Here is a 20,159-nt window from a genome sequence, read left to right as displayed (position 1 = left end):
TGGTTTTGCGTCTGCTTCGCAGCCGATCGCAGCCTTCGGCAGCGGCTACAGGGATCAGCGCCAAATTCAGGCCGGCCGGTAGACCACCTCGCATTGCTTTTGATTTTCTTGCCCCGTCGGAAGGTGAAGTAGAGGTTCTGCGCAATGGGCAACTCGACAAGGATGCCGAATTAGCCACCCCAGGCCGTGGATGGCCTGCAGCAGCTACAGGGATCAGCGCCAAATCCAGGCCGGCCGGTAGGCCGCCTCGCATTGCTTTTGGTTTTCTTGCCCCGTCGGGAGGCCGAGTGGAGGTTCTGCGCAGTGGGCAACTCGGCAGGGATGCCGAGTTAGTCACCCCAGGCCGCGGATGGCCTACGGCGGCTACAGGGAACGTGTTCTCAGACAGGCCGACCGGCAGGTCGCCTCGCGTTGCTTTTGATTTTCTTGCCCCGTCGGGAGGCCGAGTGGAGGTTCTGCGCAGTGGGCAACTCGGCAGGGATGCCGAGTTAGCCGCCCCAGGCCATGGATGGCCTGTGGCGGCGGCCCACGGAGCAGGACCGGAGCGAGGGAATCCGAGCCTTAGCGAGGACCGGACGCTTGGGGCTAGAGCCCTTTGGTTACTTTGGGGCTTTTCCAAAGTGACCCGCCGTAAGGGCGGAACCCTAAGTGGCCGTTACCGCAGTAACGGATATGTACACCTACCCCGCTGTAAGAGCGGAACCCTAGGTGGCCGTGACCACAGCAACGGATATGCACACGGCCAAGGCCAAGGCCCGGAGATACTCCCATGAACCCACAACTCCCTTATGCCTGGGCCAAATCCCACCGCATCCTCCTGCGCCACAGCGAGGAGGGCGCCGTACTCCTGGTCTGCCCCTCGACCCCCGGCTGGTCGATCAGCGAAGCACGCCGCCAGTTCGGCCCGGCGCGCCTGGAGCGGGTGCGCGACGAAGAACTCGACGGCCTGCTGGCCAGCGCCTATTCCGACACCGGCAGTGCCGCCGCCGTGGTTGGCGCCGCCGAGAACGAAGTCGACCTTGATCGCCTGATGCAGGACATCCCGGAAATCACCGACCTGCTGGACACCCAGGACGGCGCGCCGGTGATCCGCATGATCAACGCCTTGCTGACCCAGGCCGCGCGGGACGAGGCCAGCGATATCCATATCGAGCCTTATGAAAGCCATTCGGTGGTGCGCTACCGGGTCGACGGCACGTTGCGTGACGTAGTCTCGCCGCGCAAGGCCCTGCACGGCGCGCTGGTGTCGCGGATCAAGATCATGGCCCAGCTCGACATCGCCGAAAAACGCCTGCCCCAGGACGGCCGCATCGCCTTGCGCGTGGCCGGGCGGCCCATCGATATCCGCGTGTCCACGGTGCCCACCGGGCACGGCGAACGGGTGGTGATGCGTCTGCTGGATAAACAGGCCGGGCGCCTGCAACTGGAAACCTTAGGGATGGACCCCCAGGTGCTGGGCAAGCTCGACAACCTGATCCGCCAGCCCCACGGCATCGTGCTGGTCACCGGCCCCACCGGCAGCGGCAAGACCACCAGCCTCTACGCCGCTCTGGCGCGGCTGGACGCCAGCACCAGCAATATCCTCACCGTCGAAGACCCGGTGGAATATGACTTGCCGGGCATCAGCCAGATCCAGGTCAACGCCAAGATCGACATGACTTTCGCCCTGGCCCTGCGCGCGATCCTGCGCCAGGACCCGGACATCATCATGATTGGCGAGATCCGCGACCTGGAAACCGCGCAGATCGCCGTGCAGGCTTCGCTCACCGGCCACCTGGTACTGGCGACCCTGCACACCAACGACGCGGTGTCGGCGGTCAACCGCCTGATCGACATGGGCGTCGAGCCGTTCCTGCTGGCCTCGTCGATGCTCGGGGTGCTGGCCCAGCGCCTGGTGCGCCGGCTGTGCCCGCACTGCAAGGAAGAAGACCCGACCGCCCCCGGCACCTGGCGCCCGGTGGGCTGCCCGGCCTGCAATCAGGTCGGCTACAGCGGGCGCACCGGCATCCACGAGCTGTTCTGCATCGACGACGACATTCGCAGCCTGATCCACCAGGGCGCCGACGAACAGGCGCTGCGCGCCGCCGCGCGCCGCGCCGGGATGTTCAGCATGCGCGAGGACGGCGAGCGCTGGGTGCGCAGCGGCGCCACCGCCCCTGAAGAAATCCTTCGCGTAACCCGGGACGCCTGATGAACCGTTATCGCTACGAAGCCGCCGACGCCCTCGGCAAGATCGAGTCCGGGCACCTGGAAGCCGACAGCCAGAGCGCCGCCTTCGGCGTGCTGCGCAGCCGCGGGCTGACGGCCCTGATGGTGCAGGTGGAGAGCAACACGCCCAAAACCGGTGGCGGCGGCCTGTTCAGCGCCAAGCTGTCGGACAACGACCTGGCCTGGGCCACCCGCCAGCTGGCCAGCCTGCTGGGCGCCAGCCTGCCCTTGGAAGCGGCGCTCAGCGCCACGGTGGAGCAGGCCGAACGCAAGCACATCGCCCACACCCTGAGCGCAGTGCGCGCCGACGTGCGCAGCGGCATGCGCCTGGCCGAAGCCCTGGCGGCGCGGCCACGGGATTTCCCGGACATCTACCGGGCGCTGATCGCCGCCGGCGAAGAGTCGGGCGACCTGGCCCAGGTCATGGAGCGCCTGGCCGACTACATCGAAGAGCGCAACACCCTGCGCGGCAAGATCCTCACCGCCTTTATCTACCCCGGCGTGGTCGGGCTGGTCTCGGTGGGCATCGTGATCTTCCTGCTCAGCTACGTGGTGCCCCAGGTGGTCAGCGCCTTCTCCCAGGCGCGCCAGGACCTGCCGGGGCTGACCCTGGCGATGCTCAACGCCAGCGATTTCATTCGCGCCTGGGGCTGGTTGTGTTTCGGTGTGCTGGCCGGCGGTTTCTGGAGCTGGCGCCTGTACCTGCGCAACCCCCAGGCCCGCTTGAACTGGCACAGCCGGGTGCTGCGCCTGCCGCTGATCGGGCGCTTCGTGCTGGGCCTGAACACCGCGCGCTTCGCCTCGACCCTGGCGATCCTCGGCGGAGCCGGGGTGCCGCTGCTACGCGCCCTCGAAGCGGCGCGCCAGACCCTGTCCAACGACCGCCTGAGCCAGAGCGTCAGCGACGCCACCGCCAAGGTCCGCGAAGGCGTCAACCTGGCCGCCGCGCTGCGGGTGGAAAAAGTCTTCCCGCCGGTGCTGATCCACCTGATCGCCAGCGGCGAAAAAACCGGCGCCCTGCCACCCATGCTCGAACGCGCCGCGCAAACCCTGTCCCGCGACATCGAACGCCGCGCCATGGGCATGACCGCCTTGCTCGAACCACTGATGATCGTGGTCATGGGCGGAGTGGTGCTGGTGATCGTCATGGCGGTGCTGCTGCCGATCATCGAGATCAACCAGTTGGTGCAATAAAAGGGGGGCTTCTGTAGGAGCGAAGCTTGCTCGCGATGACGTCCGTCCAGACGACTCGCGTCGCCTGGATCGCGGGCAAGCCTCGCTCCTACGGTCATGGCGCCGAACTGCTGTCGACGCGAATGCCTGTAGCCGCTGCCGAGCGCAGCGAGGCTGCGTCGCCAAACCTGAACACGCGGTTCGCCAGGAACAACAGCAGGGATTGTCTCAATTTTTTTCTGCTCCGAGGCCTGCCACCCGAGCGGCAATCCCGCCGAACTCGGGTTCCTCGTTCTGTCATGCACAACCACCCCCATCGCCCCCAGCCCAAGACCCACGCCGCGTCGGCCCGTGAGCTGGCAAAAGGCCCCGCGAAACCTCGCTGTCACCTGCGCTGAAAAGCCCGTGCCAAGCCCCCCGAACACCCGAGAAAGTTTTTGAAAATCAAGGTCTTTCTCCCGAGGTTTTTTCCTTTATCTGTCACCGGAAACTGCGAACTTCTTACCCATGGCCTCACCCCGCACAACGCTCTTAGAGCAGGGCAGAGGATCTGAGCGCCATGGCGTCATGCAAGAACCATTGACCTCCGTATACACACGACGAAAGGAGATTCTTCATGTTTAAGCGCACTATGATCGCAGCTTCCCTGGCCGTAGCGGCTCTGGCTTCGGCCCAATCGATGGCGGCTGTTGTGGGTGGCGGTGCCACTCTGCCTGAGCAGCTGTACAACACTCCGGGTGTTCTGAACTCCGGTTTCAGTCCCTACTTCGGCGTGGGCAGCGGCGCCGGCAAGACTGCCGTGCTGACCAACAACATCGGTTCGCTGACCACCACCCTGCCAGCTGGTACCACTGTGGACTATGCAGGCAGCGACTCGATTCTCAACGCCACTGAAATCAGCAACTACAAAACCGCCCACCAGGACGTACCGGCTACCTCTCCTGACAACTGGGGCCCGCTGCTGCAATTCCCGTCGGCCGCCACCTCGGTGACCATTCCTTACAACAAGACTGGCACCACCAACCTGAACCTGACCAGCGAGCAACTGTGCCTGGCCTTGTCGGCCAACAACGGCGTCGCCCGTACCTGGGGTGAAGTGCTCGGCACCTCCGATACCACTCCGGTTCGCGTGGTATACCGCTCCGGCAGCAGCGGTACCTCGGAAATCCTCACCCGTCACCTGAACAACCGTTGCCCGTCGGTGTTCACCTCCGTCAGCAGCACTTTCGCCAATGCCCACCCAGGTGCCGAGCCAGCTTCCTGGATCGGTGTCAGCGGCAGCGCCGCCGTGGCCAGCACCGTGGCTTCCACCGCCGGCGCCATCGGTTATGTCGGGCCTGAGGATGTCGACGCCACCAACAACGCTGTAGTGGCTCGTGTCAACGGCCTGCTGCCAACCGTGGGCAACGTGCAGACCGCCCTGAGCACCATAGCGCCTCCGTCCACCGCCGCCGATCGTGCCGACCTGACCAAGTGGGCACCGGTATTGCCTAACCCGGATTCCGGCTACTCGATCGTTGGCTACACCAACTTCATCTTCGGCCAGTGCTACAAGGACACCGCGGATGTCAACTCGATCCGCAGCTTCCTGAGCAAGCACTACAACGCCACCTTCGCCAGCAGCAACGATCAGGCAATCATCGACAAGAAACTGATCCCGCTGACCGCAAACTGGAAGACCGCTATTCGCAGCGCCTTCATTCCAGCAACCAGTGCACAGGGCCTGAACAACGCCAGCGTGTGCAACGGTATCGGCCGTCCAGCCTGATCCAGGCCGAGGCTTAGTACCTGCAACACCGATCGGCAACGGCGCCAGCCGTTGCCGATTTTTTCGTCCAGCGAATTTCCAGCTGCCACGGGCCAGCGCCGGGCAGGAGAGGGAGTTGCCATGTCCAGATATCTGTTGATCACCCTGGCCGGGGCCTTGACCGGCCTGTGTGCCGCACCGGCCTCGGCCGCCCTCGACGGCGGCGGTTCGTACCTGATGCAGGGTTTCTACACCACCCCCGGGGTATTGCCGCCAGCGGCGGGTGTCTACCGTGCGGCAGGCAGCGGAGCGGGCAAGCAGGCGCTGCTGAACAACGACAGCCTGGCACTGGCTCCAGGCTCCCCCCAGCGGTTCTCCGTGGATTACGCCAGCAGCGAATCCCGGCTGGGCGCCACCGAGTTCGACAACTACCGTAGCGTCCACCAGGCGCCGGGGGCCATGCCCGGCTCGGCGGCAGACTGGGGCCCGCTGATCCAGGTCCCGGTGGCTATCACCTCGGTGGCGATTCCCTACCGGGTACGCTTGGCCAGCGGTCAGCCGGTGACCGACCTGGACCTGAACGGTGGCATGCTCTGCGGCTTGTTCGCCGGCACCATCACCAGTTGGAACCAGATCAACCCGGGTTATTCAAACGCGCCGGTGAAGGTCTTCTACCGCGCGGACCGCAGCGGTACCAGCGAGTTACTCACCCGCCATCTCAACAGCCTCTGCCCCCAGACGTTCAGCATCAGCAGCCTGTTCGCTTCGGCTCACCAGGGGCCGCTGCCCGCGCACTGGCAGGCGGTGAGCAGCGAACAGGCCCTGCTGGCCGCGGTCGCCGCCAGCGACGGCGCCATCGGTTACTCGGGGCCCGCGGCCCTGGATATCACCAGCAACGCCCAGGTGGCGCGGATCAACGGCCTGTTGCCGCCGACTGCGAGCGACCAGGTTGGCCTGGCGCAGCTTACCCCGCCGACCAGCCCCGCCGATCGCGCCGACCCGCACAAATGGGCGCCGGGCATCGCCAACCCGGCCTATGGATACGCCATCGTCGGCTACAGCTACCTGCTGTTCGGCCAGTGCTATCGCGACCCACAGGACGCCGTTGCCCTACGGGTTTTCCTGGTGCGCCACTTCAATTCCAACCCCCAGACGAGCAATGACGCCCAACTGAGCGCGCAGCATCTGATCCCGCTGCCTGCAATCTGGAAAACCGCCATTCGCAACGCCTTCATCCCACCCACTAGTGCGCAAGGCCTGAACAACCCTAGCGTCTGCAACAGCATCGGCCGTCCGTTCTGAACCCACACGCGGATGAAGTTTTCATGACAAAGGTTCGGTGCCGGCCGGCGCCAACCGCCTATTACCTGAGCGTTCCGTCCGTGACAGCGGGCGGGTCGCCGACCTATTTCGCGACTGTGTAAAAGGATAAGTGAGCGATGCGCCTCGGTAAGCCCAACCCTGTTCTGAAGTCTGCAAGCCGCTGCGAGGCGTTGCCTGTCCTGCGTCTCAATCCGCTGGCCCATGCCATCGCGCTGTTGCTGGTGGCGGGCAGTGCCCAGGCCGAGACAGCGTTCAGCGCCGGCTGGTTCGCCAGCAAGGGAGCGGCGCAGCAGGCGGCGGGCGTCGGCGGGGTCGCGGGGAGCCTGCCCAAGCCTGGTTCGCCACCGCCCCTGGCCCAGCAGCTGAAGGCCAACCAGCAGTTGCAGCAGTCCTTGAGCAACGTCAATAACACGGTGGCGGCCATCGCCGCGCAGCAGGCGGCCCAGGCGGCCGGGCGGCGTTCGGCGCTGGTGGCGGCCTCGAGCATTCCCGATGGCTTGGGCGAGGGCGGGCTCAAGGTCGACGAGAATGCCCTGACCAAAGGCTGGACCAATGCCAGGAACCCGGTGCAGACCCAGGCCGACGGCAAGACCACGGTGAGCATCGGCCAGACCGCGGACAAGGCCATTCTCAACTGGGAGACCTTCAACGTCGGGCGCAACACCACGGTGGATTTCCAGCAGCAGGCCGACTGGGCGGTGCTTAACCGGGTCAACGACCCGCAGGCGCGGCCGAGCGAGATCCAGGGCCAGATCAAGGCGGCCGGCACGGTGATGCTGGTCAACCGCAACGGGGTGATTTTCAGCGGCAGCAGCCAGGTTGATACCCGTAACCTGGTGGCCGCCGCCGCGACCATCAGCGACAGCCAGTTCCGCGAGCGCGGGCTGTATGTCGACAGCGTCGGCTCGCAACCAACCTTCACCGATGCCGCCGGCAAGGTCCAGGTGCAACAAGGCGCACTGATCCAGACCCGGGCGCCAGGAGTGTCCACCGGGTCCGGCGGCTATGTGCTGCTGCTGGGCAGCGAAGTGGACAACGCCGGCAGCCTGGTCACGTCCAAGGGCCAGGCGACCCTGGCCGCCGGCGACAGCTTCTATATCCGCAAGGGCGCCGGCACCGCCGGCAATACCACCTCGACCACCCGCGGCAATGAGGTGGCCAGCACCCGCAAGGCCGGCAGCCAGGCCGGCAAGGTCAGCAACAACGGCCTGATCCAGGCCGCCACCGGCGATATCACCCTGACCGGCCACCAGGTGCAGCAGAACGGCGTAGTCCTGGCCACCACCTCGGTGGACAGCCGCGGCACCGTGCACCTGCTCAATTCGGCCAGCGATAGCAGTTCCAGCGTGACCCTGGGCCAGGGCAGCCATACGGCGATCCTGCTGGACGCCGCCAGTGGCACTGCCCTGGACAGCCAGCGCGCTGATGGCCTGGCCGGGCTGGGTGGCCTTGGTAACAACATCGGTGGCGCCTTCGACAACCTCAGCAGCGTGGCCGACCGTACCGACCAGTCGCGGGTGGAGATCGTCAGCGGCGGCACCGTGGATTTCCAGGCCGGCTCCAGCACCCTGGCCATCGGTGGCCAGGTGGCGGTCAGCGCCGGCCAGCGCAGCCTGGTGCGCGACGGCGCGGTGATCGATGTGGCGGGTGCGGTCGGGGTCAAGGTGGCCATGGAAGCCAACAGCGTCAAGGTCAATATCCAGGGCAACGAGCAGCGCGATGCCGCCGGCAACCGCGACCAGGGCAGCCTGAACAACAACGATGTGTGGGTCGATGTGCGCGAACTGGTCTATGTGCCGGCCGGGACCAATGGCTACGCCACGGACCGCTGGTACACCGGCGGCGGCCTGCTGGAGGTCGGTGGCTACCTGGGTACCCAGGCCCACGGGGTGGGCGAGTGGATGGCCCAGGGCGGCAGCGTGACGTTCACCGGACGCGATGTGGTGACCCAGGCCGGGTCAAGCATCAACCTGTCCGGCGGCACCCTCGATGTCCAGGGCGGCCAGGTGCGCCAGACCTGGCTCAAGGGCCAGGACGGGCGCCTCTACGAGTTGTCCCGGGCGCCGGGCGACATTCTCTACAGAGGTATCTACAAGGGTTATGAGGACAACAGCCCGCGCTGGGACCAGACCGATTACTACTACAGCCCGCTGATCGCGCCGCAGCAGCGCTACGAAGATGGCTATAGCGTTGGCCGCGATGCCGGCAAGCTGGTGATTGGCACCGGCAGCGCGGTGCTCGAGGGCCAGTTGCTCGGCAACACCTACCAGGGCGAGCGCCAGGCCCAGGCTGCCCAGGCCGGGCTCGATGGCTACGACCAGGCACAGAATGCCGTGGCCCGTGGCGCGCAATTGATAGTTGGCGACTATCGCCCGTTCTGGCAGAACGACAGCGGCACCCTGCAAAGCGGCCTGCAGGCCAGCGACAGGACCCTCAAACAAGTGATCCTCGCCCCGGGACAGGCCGCCGAGGCCCTGGCCATCGAACTGGACTCGGCCTTGGGCGAGCGCCAGGGGCAACTGCGCCTGGACACCGAGCAGCTCAACGGCTTCGCCCTGGGTGCGGTGCGGATCGCCGCCTATGAGAGCGTGACGCTAGACGGCGACCTGCAGGTCGGGCCGGCGGGGGAGATCGCCCTGCACGCTCCGCAGGTACGGGTCAATGCCGGGCTGACCAGCCATGGTGGGCGCATTGCCCTGGGCAATGTACTGCTGCAGAAGGCCACGCCAGGAGCAACCCTGGAGGACACACTAATCGGTTCGACCGGCGGCCCCCTGGCCAGCCTGGTACTGAGCGAGGGCGCGCGCCTGGACGCCAGCGGGCTGTGGAGCAACCTGTTGCTGGCGCCGCAGGACAACAGTGGCCTGGCCTTTGTCAATGGCGGCAGTGTGTCCCTGCGCAGCCGTGGCGACCTGACCCTGGCCGCCGGCAGCCAGGTGGATGTCAGCAGCGGCGCGGCGCTGCAGGTGAACGGTAGCCTGCGTGGCGGCAAGGGTGGCGACCTGATCCTGGCGGCCAATGCCGGTACCAGCGTCGGCAATGGCGTCCTGACCCTGGATGGCCAGCTCAAGGGCCATGGGGTGAGTGGCGGTGGCAACCTGAGCCTGCAAGCGGGCAAGGTGCAGATCGGCGGCGGTACGTCGCCCGACGCCTCGACCCTGGTCCTGGCCAACGACTTTTTCGACAAGGGCTTCGGCGCCTACGACATCACCGGCAACCAGGGACTGAAAGTCGCCGAGGGCGCCCAGGTGGATGTGCGGGTACCGGTCTACGCCCTGGCCGCCGGGATGGCCAGTGTCGCCACTGGCGAGCCGGTCGCCAGCGCCCTGCAGCTGTGGCTGCCGGAGCCTTATCAGGAGGACCCGGCCAAGGGCCGCCTGAGTCAGCGCGCCGGTGCCAGCCTGACCCTGCAGGCGGGGGGGCTCGGTCCCAGTGCTGCCGATATCGCCAGCGTGGCCCTGGATATAGGAGAGGGCGCCACCGTGCGGGTGGACAATGGCCAGTCTATCGCCCTGCGCGGGATCGGCCAGATCAGCGTCGATGGCCACTTGATCGCCCATGGCGGCAAGGTCTCGATCGGCGCGGTACAGCCGCTACGGCTGGAAAGCGAGCCGCTGATCAATACTCATCAGCGCTCGATCCTGCTGGGGCACAATGCCCTGGTGGATGTTTCCGGTTATGTGGTCAGTGCCCTGGATGCCCAGGGCCGGCGCTACGGCAAGGTCAGTGACGGTGGCAGCATCGTCATTGGCGGCGCCCTGGATCTGGCCACTGGCCGCGCGGTGGCACCGGATCTGTTCGTGCAGCTCGAGGCCGGTTCGCGCCTCGAGGCCTCTGGCGCCCAGGCTGCCCTGGATATCAAGGGCGCCGGTCCTATGACCCTGGCCAGCAATGGCGGCAGTATCAGCCTCAGCTCGATCAATGGCCTGTACCTGGACGGCGACCTGCGCGCCGCTGCCGGTGGCCAGGGGGCGGCGGGCGGCAGCCTGGCGGTTGCTCTGGAGACCGGGACCTATGATCGCAACTTGCTGGACAGCGATATGCCCCTGGTGCCGCGGGAACTGCTGCTCAGCCAGCGCCGCCAGGCCCTCGATGGTACAACCTCGGGGCCGTTGGCCTATGGGCAGGGCCATCTCAGCGTGGAGCAGGTCGACGCCGGTGGCTTTGGTAGCCTGGCCTTGCTGAGCAACGGCCAGATCAGTTTCGACGGCGATGTCGATCTGGCCCTGGGCCAGAGCCTGCAGCTGTATTCGGCTTCCCTGGGCCTGGCTCAAGGCGCGGCGGCCGATACCCGGATCAGGCTCAGTGCGCCTTATGTGCGACTGGCGGGTGTCTCCCCGATCGCTGCCCTTAACAACAGTGTGACGATACCTGTGGTACGCGGTGGCAGTTCGACCCAGACGACCCAGGCGCAGTTGGTCGTGACCAGCCAACTGCTGGATATCCGCGATGAGGTCAACCTCGGTGCCCATGGCGACATTACCCTGCTCAGTGGCCAGTTGCAGTTGGACCAGCGCGGCTTCGCCATGATGGATGTGCGCAGCGCCGGGGACATGCGCATGCTGCGCCCCACTGGCAATATCTCCGTTACCCGCCTGAACACCCCGGGCGACCTGAACCTGACGGTGGCGCAGCTTTACCCGGAGACTCTGGCCCGTGCCGAGATCCGCGCTCGTCACCTGAGCATCGGTCGCAGCAGCGCCCAGGACCCCGGCGTGCCCTATTCGGCCTATGGCTACCTGCAGCTGTCCGCCCAGAGCATCGACCAGGGCGGGGTGGTTCGCGCGCCCCAGGGCAGCCTGGTGCTGGGCTTCAACGGCGGCCCGCAAGATCGCAGCTCGATCATTCACCTGCTGCCCGGCAGCCTGACCTCCCTGAGCGCGGCGGGGCTGGTGATGCCCTTTGGCGGTACGGTGGACGGCCAGACCTGGACCCAGGACGGCAAGCCGCTGGACGAGAACGTACTCAATGCCAGCCCGTCCCTGATGCTGGTCGGCCAGTCGATCGATGTCCAGAGTGGCGCCGTGGTGGACCTGTCGGGCGGTGGCGAGCTGACTGGTGCGGGTTTCGTCTCCGGACGTGGCGGTTCCACCGATGCCCGTTTCAACCCCTTGGTGCAGATCGGCGCCGACGGTCGTTTCAGTCTGCCGGGGCTGGCCAGCAATCCGGTCTACGCCATTGTGCCCGGCAGCCAGGCCGGTTATGCCCCTGGCGCCGGGCAGAGCGGCGCCCTGGACCCGCTGATCGGCCAGCAGATCACCCTGGAGGCCGGAGTGCCGGGACTGGCGCCGGGGGTCTATACCCTGTTGCCGGCGAACTATGCGCTGTTGCCGGGGGCGTTCCGGGTCGAGCTCAACGGTGGCGCCGGCCTGGCCGCCCAGCAACCGGGCCTGGCCATGGCCAATGGTTCCTGGAGTACCTCGGGGCGCTTGTCGGTCCTCGGCACCGGGATCCAGGACAGCCTGTCGCGCCAGGTGATCCTGACCTCGGCCGATGTGCTGCGCCGCTATTCCCAATACAACGAAACTTCCCTGGCTCGATTCCTCGTCAGCGACGCGGCACGCCTGGGCATTCCCCGCGCCGCCCTGACTGCCGACGCCAAGGGCCTGACCCTGAATCTGCTGCAGAACCAGACCGGGCAACCGTCCTTCACCTATGCCGGCACCAGTCGCTTCAGCCCGGACAAGGACGGCTACGGCACCGTTGCCAACGTACTGGGCCAGAGCTCACAAATGGAGATCGTCGCGGGCGGCCCCAGCGCGGGCTTTACCGGCATTTCGATCGATGCGGCGCAGCTCAATGCCCTGGGCGTGGCCAGTCTGCTTATCGGCGGTACCAGTGAGCGCAAGTATGGCCAGGGTGGCAATTACATCGTCTTCAGCTCCAACCTGGCCGACCTGATCTTACGCTCGGGGGCAGCGTTGTCGGCGCCCGAAGTGATGCTCCTCAGTGGCCGGACCAATGGCGGCATCGTGGTGGAGCAGGGCGCCCGGATCGATACCCTGGGGCATGGCGCCAGTGCCTACGATTCCCGCGATGGCTTTATCTACGACCCCGGCAGGACCAGCCTGCTGGCGGTGTCCAATGGCTGGCTCGACCTGCTGCCGCCGACCCCGGCGCAGAACGGTCAGGCGGGCCCGGGCAGCATTCGCATCGGCAGCTGTGCTGGCAACTGCAGCGGCGTGACCCAGTTGTATTCCGAAGGCACCCTGGCCGCGGCCACCAATAACCTGTTCGAACTGGGGGACGAGGTGCGTTATGGCACCCGTAACCTGACCCTGGCGGTGGGTGGGGTCAATGTCGGCAGCAGCCAGAGCCTGGCCGAGGCCGCCGCGGGCAATACCCTGGCACCGGGCCTGACCCTCAACCAGCAGGTGCTCGACCGCCTGCTGCGTGGTGACCGTGAGCGCGGTGCGCCGGCCCTGGAGACGCTGACCCTGAATGCCCGGGATTCGCTGAACCTCTATGGCTCGACGCAGTTGAGCACCCTGGACCCGGTTACCGGCAAGTCCAGCCTGAGCAACCTGATCCTGGGCACACCGGCGATCTACGGCCATGGCGGCGCCGAGGACGTGGCCAGCATTCGCACCGGCAACCTGGTCTGGAACGGCACGGCCGGGCTGCCAGGCACGGTGATCAACCAGGGCGCCGGTACCGGCAGCGGCCGCCTGGAGCTGGCCGCCGAGCGCATCGAGTTCGGCTACGGCCCGCAATCGCAGCCCGACAGCCTGGCCTCCTTCGATCGCCTGGCCCTGGGTTTTGCCACGGTCGACCTGCGCGCCAGCCAGCGCCTGACCGCCAACCACAAGGGCAGCCTGGCGGTCTACCAGAGTCAGGGGGCCTATGAGAGCGGCAAGGGCTACAGCTACAGCGGCGGCGATCTGAATATCGTCACCCCGTTGCTGACCGGTGAGGCCGGCTCGGTGAACCGGATCAAGGCCGGCGGCGATATCCGTATCTCCGGTGGTGGCGCTGCACCTGGGCCGATCAACACCCTGGGTGGCGAACTGGCGCTGCAGGGGCGCAGCATCAGCCTGGACACCGCGGTGGTGCTGCCCAGTGGCAAGTTGAGCCTGCTGGCCGAGCGCGACCTGGTGCTGGCGGGCAATGCCCAGCTGGACCTGGCCGGACGCACCGTGCCCTTCAATGACCTGAACAAGTACAGCTGGGGCGGCGACGTGATCCTGGAAAGCCGCGGCGGCGATATTCGCCAGGCTGCCGGCTCGCGGATCGACCTGTCGGCGCAGAACAACAAGGCCGGGATCCTGAGCGCCATCGCCCTGGATCCGGGGGCCGGCCAGGTCGCGCTTTTGGGGGCGATCCTCGGCGGCACCTCCGGTCATTACGATGCCGGCGGCACACGGGTGCCGTACAAGGCCGGCGGGGTGGATATCCGCGCCCAGGGCGTGGGCGATTTCGCGGCCCTCAACCAACGCCTCAACGAGGGTCAGGTCTATGGTTCGCGCAGCTTCCAGCTCAAACAGGGCGACCTGCAGCTGGGCAGCGAGCTCAAGGCGGGGGAGATCAACCTGTCCCTGGACAATGGCCACCTGACGGTGCTCGGCACCGTGGATGCCAGCGGCGAGCAGGTCGGCAGCATCCGCCTGGCGGCGCGTAACGGCTTGACCCTGGGTGATGCGGCGCTGCTCGATGCCCATGGCACGCAACTGCGGGTGGACAGCTACGGCAAGATCATCGATGCGCCGAACCGCGCGGTGGTCGAATTGACGTCGGGCGAGGGCCGGCTGGTGCTGGCCGAGGGCAGTCGCATCGACCTGCGCCACGGCACCGCTACGGCTCCGGGCAGCCAGCCCGGGCAGCACGACGGCCAGGCTCGAGGCACTCTGGAGCTCAATGCGCCTCGGCTGGGCGGGGTCAGTGGCGGCGATATCGATATCGATGCCAGCGGCCGCCAGCAGATCAGCGGGGCCAAGTCGATCGCGGTCAATGGCATCTGGCGTTATGACGACAGCGACAGTGACGCTGTGCTCAAGGACGGCAGCGACGCCGCCAGCGGTAAGCCGTACCGGGTGATCGACCAGGCCTACATGAACCTCAAGCACGACCAGAGCACCGCCTTTATCGACGCAGCGTTGGCCAACGCCACGCTGCTCGACGGCAAGCTGGCCGGCCTGACCGCCGGCGGTTATGGCGATGTCCTGCACCTGCGCCCCGGGGTGCAGATCAGCAGCGAGCGGGACGTGGTGATCCAGGGCGACCTGGACCTGTCCGGCTATCGTTATGCCAGCCTCAATCCACGCTTTGCCAGGACCGCGGTCTACGGCTCCGGCGAGACCGGTAGCCTGGCGATCCGTGCCGCCGGCAACCTCGAAGTGCGCGGCAGCGTCACCGATGGCTTTACCCCGCCGCCCGCCACCCCGGACGACGCCGGTTGGGTATTGCTGCCCGGCATGCAGCCGTTCGGCGGCGAGCTGGTGGTACCGGGCCTGGGCGTGACCCTGGCCGATGGCACGCTGTTCCTGGGCGGCAAGACCCTCAACTATGACTTGCCGATCAAGGCCACCACCTTCGCCAGTGGCGTGGTGCTGCCCACCGAGGGCCGCCTGGCGCAAGCGCTGACCCTGGGTGCTGGCAGCGTTGCGCGCGCGGACGTGCGCGCCGCCGACGGCAGCCTGCTGTACGCCGCCGGCACCTTGCTGGAGCAGGCCGTGACCCTGCCCGTGGGTACCCGGCTCGGCGCCGGGACCCTGTTGACCACGCGTACCGCCTTGCAGGCCATGCTCTGGCCTAAGGGTGTGGCGCTGCCGGCGACCCTCACTTCGGGCGGCCAGCAGGACACTTATGCTCTCAATGGCGACCTGGCGCTGAAAGCGGGCGCGCTGATCCCGTCCCAGACCGACGTCAAGCTGCCCAACGGTGCCTTGTCGGTGGCCTTGCGCCCGACCGATGGCGAAAGCCAGGGGCGTAACTGGGCAATCGCCGGGTTGCTGCCCGAGGGCTCACAGTCCTGGTCGCTGCGCCTGGTCAGCGGCGCCGACACCTCGGCGGCCGACACCCGCAGCGTCAAGCCCCGGGTGGTCGATGGCCAGTTGATCCTGGCCGATACCCATTATTCGCTGTTCCGGGACCGCGAGATCGTTCCCGGCAAGCCGGGAGGCAACTGGGTCTGGGGACCTGAGGTAGAGGGTCCGGACTGGAGCTGGTTGGGTGGGGTGGTAGGGCAACCGCTGTCGCCGGAAGATCTGGCTAACGGTTATTGCGACTGGGCTCCGGGACTCTGTGAATTCAAGCCCAGTGTCGATAGCTGGGTCTGGGGGCCTGAAGTGGAAAGCCCGGACTGGAGTTGGTTGGGTGGCGTAGTGGGACAGCCGCTGTCACCGGAAGATCTGGCTAATGGTTATTGCGACTGGGCACCGGGACTTTGCGTCTTCAAACCGGGGGAGCCAGGCGAACCCGACAAGCCTGGAGAAGTGATCGCGGTGCGCGCCATGGCGCCGATCTTCAGCGTGCTGCGCACCGGCACCGGTGACCTGGACCTGATCTCTGGCGGAGATCTGAGCATGCAATCGGTGTTTGGCGTCTACACCGCTGGCACCCAGTCCCAGGCCATGGGCGCAGGTTATACGGCGCCGCGCGGCGTGGGCCGCGCAGGCACGGTGCTGGGTGGTTACGACAAGGACAACCTCCAACTGTACAGCGACGCCAACTACAAAGCCGGTTTCGACGAGCAGGTGGCGTCCTACGAAAAACTGGTGGAAGGCAATAGCCTCTACCAGGCCTGGTACCCGGAGCAGGGCGGCAACCTGTTGCTGTCGACGGCGGGCAGCCTGCGCGGCGATGCCTTGGGCAGTACCTTCGGCGAGTTCGGAGCCAGCCCTGCTCTGTCGAGTGTCGGCGTAGGCGACTGGCTGTGGCGCCAGGGTACTGGCTCGGCGGCGGTGGACCAGGCCGTTCCGACCGCCTGGTGGATCAACTTCGGTACCTATGTCACCCCGTCCGTAGGCACGCCCATGCCTCAGGTCACCGGTTTTACCGGGGTCGGCACCTTGGGCGGCGGCAATCTCGAGGTGCGGGTCGGCACCGATGCCGGCACTCTGTTACGCCGTGGCAACCGTACGGCCCTGGGTTCGCCGCGCAGCGAGGCGCTGATCCTGGCGGTGGGCAGCACCGGGCGGGTGGCCGCCGATGGCAGCCTGACCCTGACCGGGGGCGGCGACCTCAAGCTGAATATCGGTGGCGGCCTCAATCCTTCCCTGGACGCCCGAGCTTCCAGTGTTCTCAGCGGGCCCGCGCAGGGGCAGAACCATGACTTGAACGGTGCCCTGATCAACCTGCGGGGCCATGTGCAAGCCAATGCCGGGGCCATGGGTGGCATCCAGCAGAATTTTGGCCGCTTCAGCTTCAACCAGGACGCCCGCGAAGTGCGGGCCTTTGATCCGTATTCGGCCTCGGTGGCCAGTGCCACCGGTGGCCTGGTGATCATTCCCGGCGATGCCACGGTCAGCCTCACCACCCGTGGCGACCTGGTGCTGGGCGGTGCGGTCGACCCGGGCCGTACGCGGCAGCACAATACGTCGGTGTTCAGCCTGGACGGCACCGCCTACCTGGGCGGCGGTAGTAGCTGGTTTTCGCTCTGGACCGAGCATACCGCCATTGACTTGTTCGCGGCGGGGGGCAACCTGACACCTTCGACCCAGGCCGGTGAATTGACTCGGGGTGAAAACACGCCACGGGTCCAACTCGATACCTCGCCGACCGATGGGCGCTTTATCTATCCCTCGATCCTGCGGGCCGTGGCCCCGGGCGGCAACCTGTACTACGGCTCTTCGGCGCTCTACACCGGCAACCAGCAGAACTCGCCTTATTCCCTGGTACTGGCACCTTCGCCCAACGGTCAGTTGCAGATGCTGGCCGGCGGTTCGATCTTCGCCGGCGGTTATGCGCTCAACCAGTCCGGGGCCGACAGCCGCCTGTTGCCGACGCCGTTCATGCCGGCCTTCGAGGGGCGCGGTGACGGGCGTTTACTGGTGAGCAATCTCAGCCCCGATGGCCTGTCTTCCGCGCAAGGCATGGGCGGCTTCCCGCTCTTCGCCTTTGGCGGCGACACCCTGACCACCCTCGACGGCCGACGTGAGCCGGCGCGCTTCTACGCCATGGCCGGCGACCTGGTAGGCATACGCTCGGGCGAGCAACTGAACTTCCGCGCTTCAGGCTCGCGCCCGGGCCGGACCTGGTACGACGCGGCCGCGCCGGTCTGGATGCTGGCCGGCCGGGACATCGTCAACAGCGGCACCCAGTTGGGGCAGGCGACAGCCATTGTGCCTTTGCTGGGCGAAGGGGTGAGCAGCGGCAATCTGTTCGTGCACAACGATCCGCTGGATATCTCCCTGGTCTCGGCCGGGCGCGACATCCTCTATAGCAGTTTCAATGTCGCGGGGCCCGGGCTGCTGCAAGTCAATGCCGGGCGCAATATCCGCATGGAAGACAAGGCTTCGATCACCAGCCTCGGCGCCCTGGTACCAGGCGACAGCCGACCGGGGGCGAGCATCGTCCTGCAGGCGGGGGCCGGGGCCAGTGGCCCGAACTACACGGCCTTTGTCTCGCGCTACCTGGACCCGGCCAACCTGGCCAGCGACAGCGCTTCCCTGGCCGCGCAACCGGGCAAGGTAGCCAAGACCTACGAGACGGAACTGGCCAGCTGGCTGAAGCTGCGCTACGGCTTCAGCGGCAGCGACGAGCAGGCCCGGGCCTATTTCGCCGGCTTGCCAGCGGTGGAGCAGGGGCTGTTCGCGCGCCAGGTGTATTTTGCCGAACTGCGCGCCGGCGGCCTGGAGTACAACCAGATCGATGGTCCGCGCCAGGGCAGCTACCTGCGTGGGCGCAATGCCATTGCCGCGTTGTTCCCGGACACCGATGTGGCCGGCAACCCGATCGTCTACCAGGGCAATATCACCCTGTATGGCGGCGCCGGGGTGCACACCAATGTCGGCGGCGATATCCAGATGCTCACCCCGGGCGGGCAGCAGGTGTTTGGCATCGAGGGCGAGGCGCCACCGTCCACGGCGGGGGTGATCACCCAGGGCCAGGGCAATATCCAGCTGTATTCCCAAGGCAGCATCCTGCTGGGCCAGAGCCGGATCATGACCACCTTCGGCGGCTCGATCCTCGGCTGGTCGGCCGAGGGCGATATCAACGCCGGGCGTGGCTCCAAGACCACTGTGGTCTATACCCCGCCCAGAAGGGTTTATGACAACTGGGGCAACGTGACCCTGTCGCCGTCGGTGCCAAGCACCGGGGCCGGTATCGCTACGCTGAACCCGATTGCCGAGGTGCCGCCCGGGGATATCGACCTGATCGCGCCATTGGGCACCATCGATGCCGGCGAGGCGGGGATCAGGGTCTCGGGCAACGTCAACATCGCCGCCTTGCAGGTAGTCAACGCGGCAAATATCCAGACCCAGGGCAAGTCATCCGGGATACCGGTAGTGGCGTCGGTCAATACCGGGGCCCTGACGTCGGCCAGTTCGGCGGCGTCGTCGGCGACCCAGGCTGCCGAGGATGTGGCGCGTCAGCAACAGGCGGCGGCGCGGCAGAATATGCCGTCGGTGTTTAGCGTGCAGGTGCTGAGTTTCGGCCAGGAACGCCTGGCGCCGACCCAGGATGGCGCCAGCCGGGCCAACCCCGGCTACAACCCGGACAGCCCGGTGCAGGTGCTGGGCGCCGGGCCGCTGAGCGATCAGGCGCGTCAGCAGTTGACCGAGGAGGAGCGGCGGCAACTGACCTTGTAGGTTCTCTCGTGGTACCAAGCCTCGGGGTGATCGTTGATCACCCCTTTTTTTGCCTGCCCTTTGCGATGATTCATGGCTTGAGTGACGGCAATTCAGTGGCTATGCGCATTGTTCTGCGCTGCCCGAATACGCCTCGTTGCGTCGGGCGACCTTGTTTACTGAATCGGGACTGGATGGATGCCAATGACTGAAATTGCCATGAAATACCTGAAACTCGCTGGTTTGCTGCTGGTGACCACGACCTTGTTCGGCTGCGCCACCAGCCGTTCGGTGGTAGATATCGACGGGCCCGAAGTGGCCAGTGGCAACGGCCAGAAGGTGGTGACCAACGTGCTCGACGAGCGTCGTTTTGAAGCCGACCCGCGCATTGCCGATATTCCTTCGCTGAAGAATGGCGAGATCAACGACAAGGCGATCACCGAGCGCGCGATTGCGCGCAAGCGCAATGGCTATGGCATGGGGCTGGGCGATGTGCTGTTGCCGGAGGGCGTCAAGGTCAGCACGCTGATTGCCAAGAGCATCGGCGCAGCCTACGGCAAAGCCGGTTATCAAGTGGTGCCGAGCGCCGAGCAGGCGCCGGATGCCAGGACCATCACCGTGCATGTGGTCGAGTTCTGGTCATGGATGTCGCCGGGTGCCTTCTCCGTTGCGGTGAACAACAAATCGCATCTGAAGGTGGACACCGGTAGCGCGTCCTCGCCTGTCGAGGTCAAGACCTTGAAACGCGAAGGCATGCAGATGATTACCGAGGATGACTGGAAACTGATCACCGAGGCTGGCTTGCAGGCCATCAGTGAGTCCATGGCCAAGCAGCTCTGAATCCAGGGCTGTTCAACTGCCGGGCGCCCGCATGCTGATGGGGCCCCGAGCGCTTACTTCCCTGACGCTTGCTCTGTAGCCGCTGCCGCAGGCTGCGATAAGGTCCGAAGGACCTTCAGCGGTCTTGAAACCGTCACGGC

General features: G+C 66.4%; 6 protein-coding genes. All 6 read left to right on the top strand.

Features of this window, described 5'->3' with window-relative positions; translation table 11 throughout:
* The first annotated feature begins 769 nt into the window (after positions 1–769).
* Complete coding sequence (gene gspE / locus PVZ78_RS25515; RefSeq protein ID WP_124336565.1) at positions 770–2,191, top strand: type II secretion system ATPase GspE; 1,422 nt, start codon at positions 770–772, stop codon at positions 2,189–2,191.
* Entirely contained in the window at positions 2,191–3,402 is a 1,212-nt protein-coding gene (gene gspF, locus PVZ78_RS25510) for a type II secretion system inner membrane protein GspF (protein ID WP_009048771.1), read from the top strand. Before gspE ends, gspF begins: the two co-directional genes overlap by 1 nt.
* Positions 3,403–3,997: 595 nt before the next feature.
* Positions 3,998–5,149, top strand: coding sequence for a substrate-binding domain-containing protein (locus tag PVZ78_RS25505; protein WP_096374070.1), 1,152 nt, complete (start codon positions 3,998–4,000; stop codon positions 5,147–5,149).
* Between the two features lie 120 nt (positions 5,150–5,269).
* On the top strand, positions 5,270–6,430 hold the full coding sequence (locus PVZ78_RS25500; protein WP_101282364.1) for a substrate-binding domain-containing protein: 1,161 nt from the start codon (positions 5,270–5,272) through the stop codon (positions 6,428–6,430).
* A 137-nt stretch (positions 6,431–6,567) separates the two neighbouring features.
* Entirely contained in the window at positions 6,568–19,200 is a 12,633-nt protein-coding gene (locus PVZ78_RS25495) for a filamentous hemagglutinin family protein (protein ID WP_273829468.1), read from the top strand.
* 183 nt (positions 19,201–19,383) lie between these two features.
* A complete protein-coding gene (locus tag PVZ78_RS25490; RefSeq protein ID WP_273829467.1) occupies positions 19,384–20,019 on the top strand; it encodes a flagellar biosynthesis protein in 636 nt (211 codons plus the stop codon).
* Positions 20,020–20,159: the final 140 nt, after the last annotated feature.

The organism is Pseudomonas sp. SBT1-2 (genome assembly GCF_028640875.1).
Lineage (GTDB): Bacteria > Pseudomonadota > Gammaproteobacteria > Pseudomonadales > Pseudomonadaceae > Aquipseudomonas > Aquipseudomonas chlororaphis_I.
The sequence above is the reverse complement of the archived record's forward strand: the minus strand, read 5'-3'. Positions and strand labels throughout refer to the sequence as shown.

What these genes read in the sequence shown, in the direction of transcription:
- gspE (WP_124336565.1), top strand. Translation starts at nt 770, where the DNA reads ATGAACCCACAACTCCCTTATGCCTGGGCCAAATCCCACCGCATCCTC.
- gspF (WP_009048771.1), top strand. Translation starts at nt 2,191, where the DNA reads ATGAACCGTTATCGCTACGAAGCCGCCGACGCCCTCGGCAAGATCGAG.
- PVZ78_RS25505 (WP_096374070.1), top strand. Translation starts at nt 3,998, where the DNA reads ATGTTTAAGCGCACTATGATCGCAGCTTCCCTGGCCGTAGCGGCTCTG.
- PVZ78_RS25500 (WP_101282364.1), top strand. Translation starts at nt 5,270, where the DNA reads ATGTCCAGATATCTGTTGATCACCCTGGCCGGGGCCTTGACCGGCCTG.
- PVZ78_RS25495 (WP_273829468.1), top strand. Translation starts at nt 6,568, where the DNA reads ATGCGCCTCGGTAAGCCCAACCCTGTTCTGAAGTCTGCAAGCCGCTGC.
- PVZ78_RS25490 (WP_273829467.1), top strand. Translation starts at nt 19,384, where the DNA reads ATGACTGAAATTGCCATGAAATACCTGAAACTCGCTGGTTTGCTGCTG.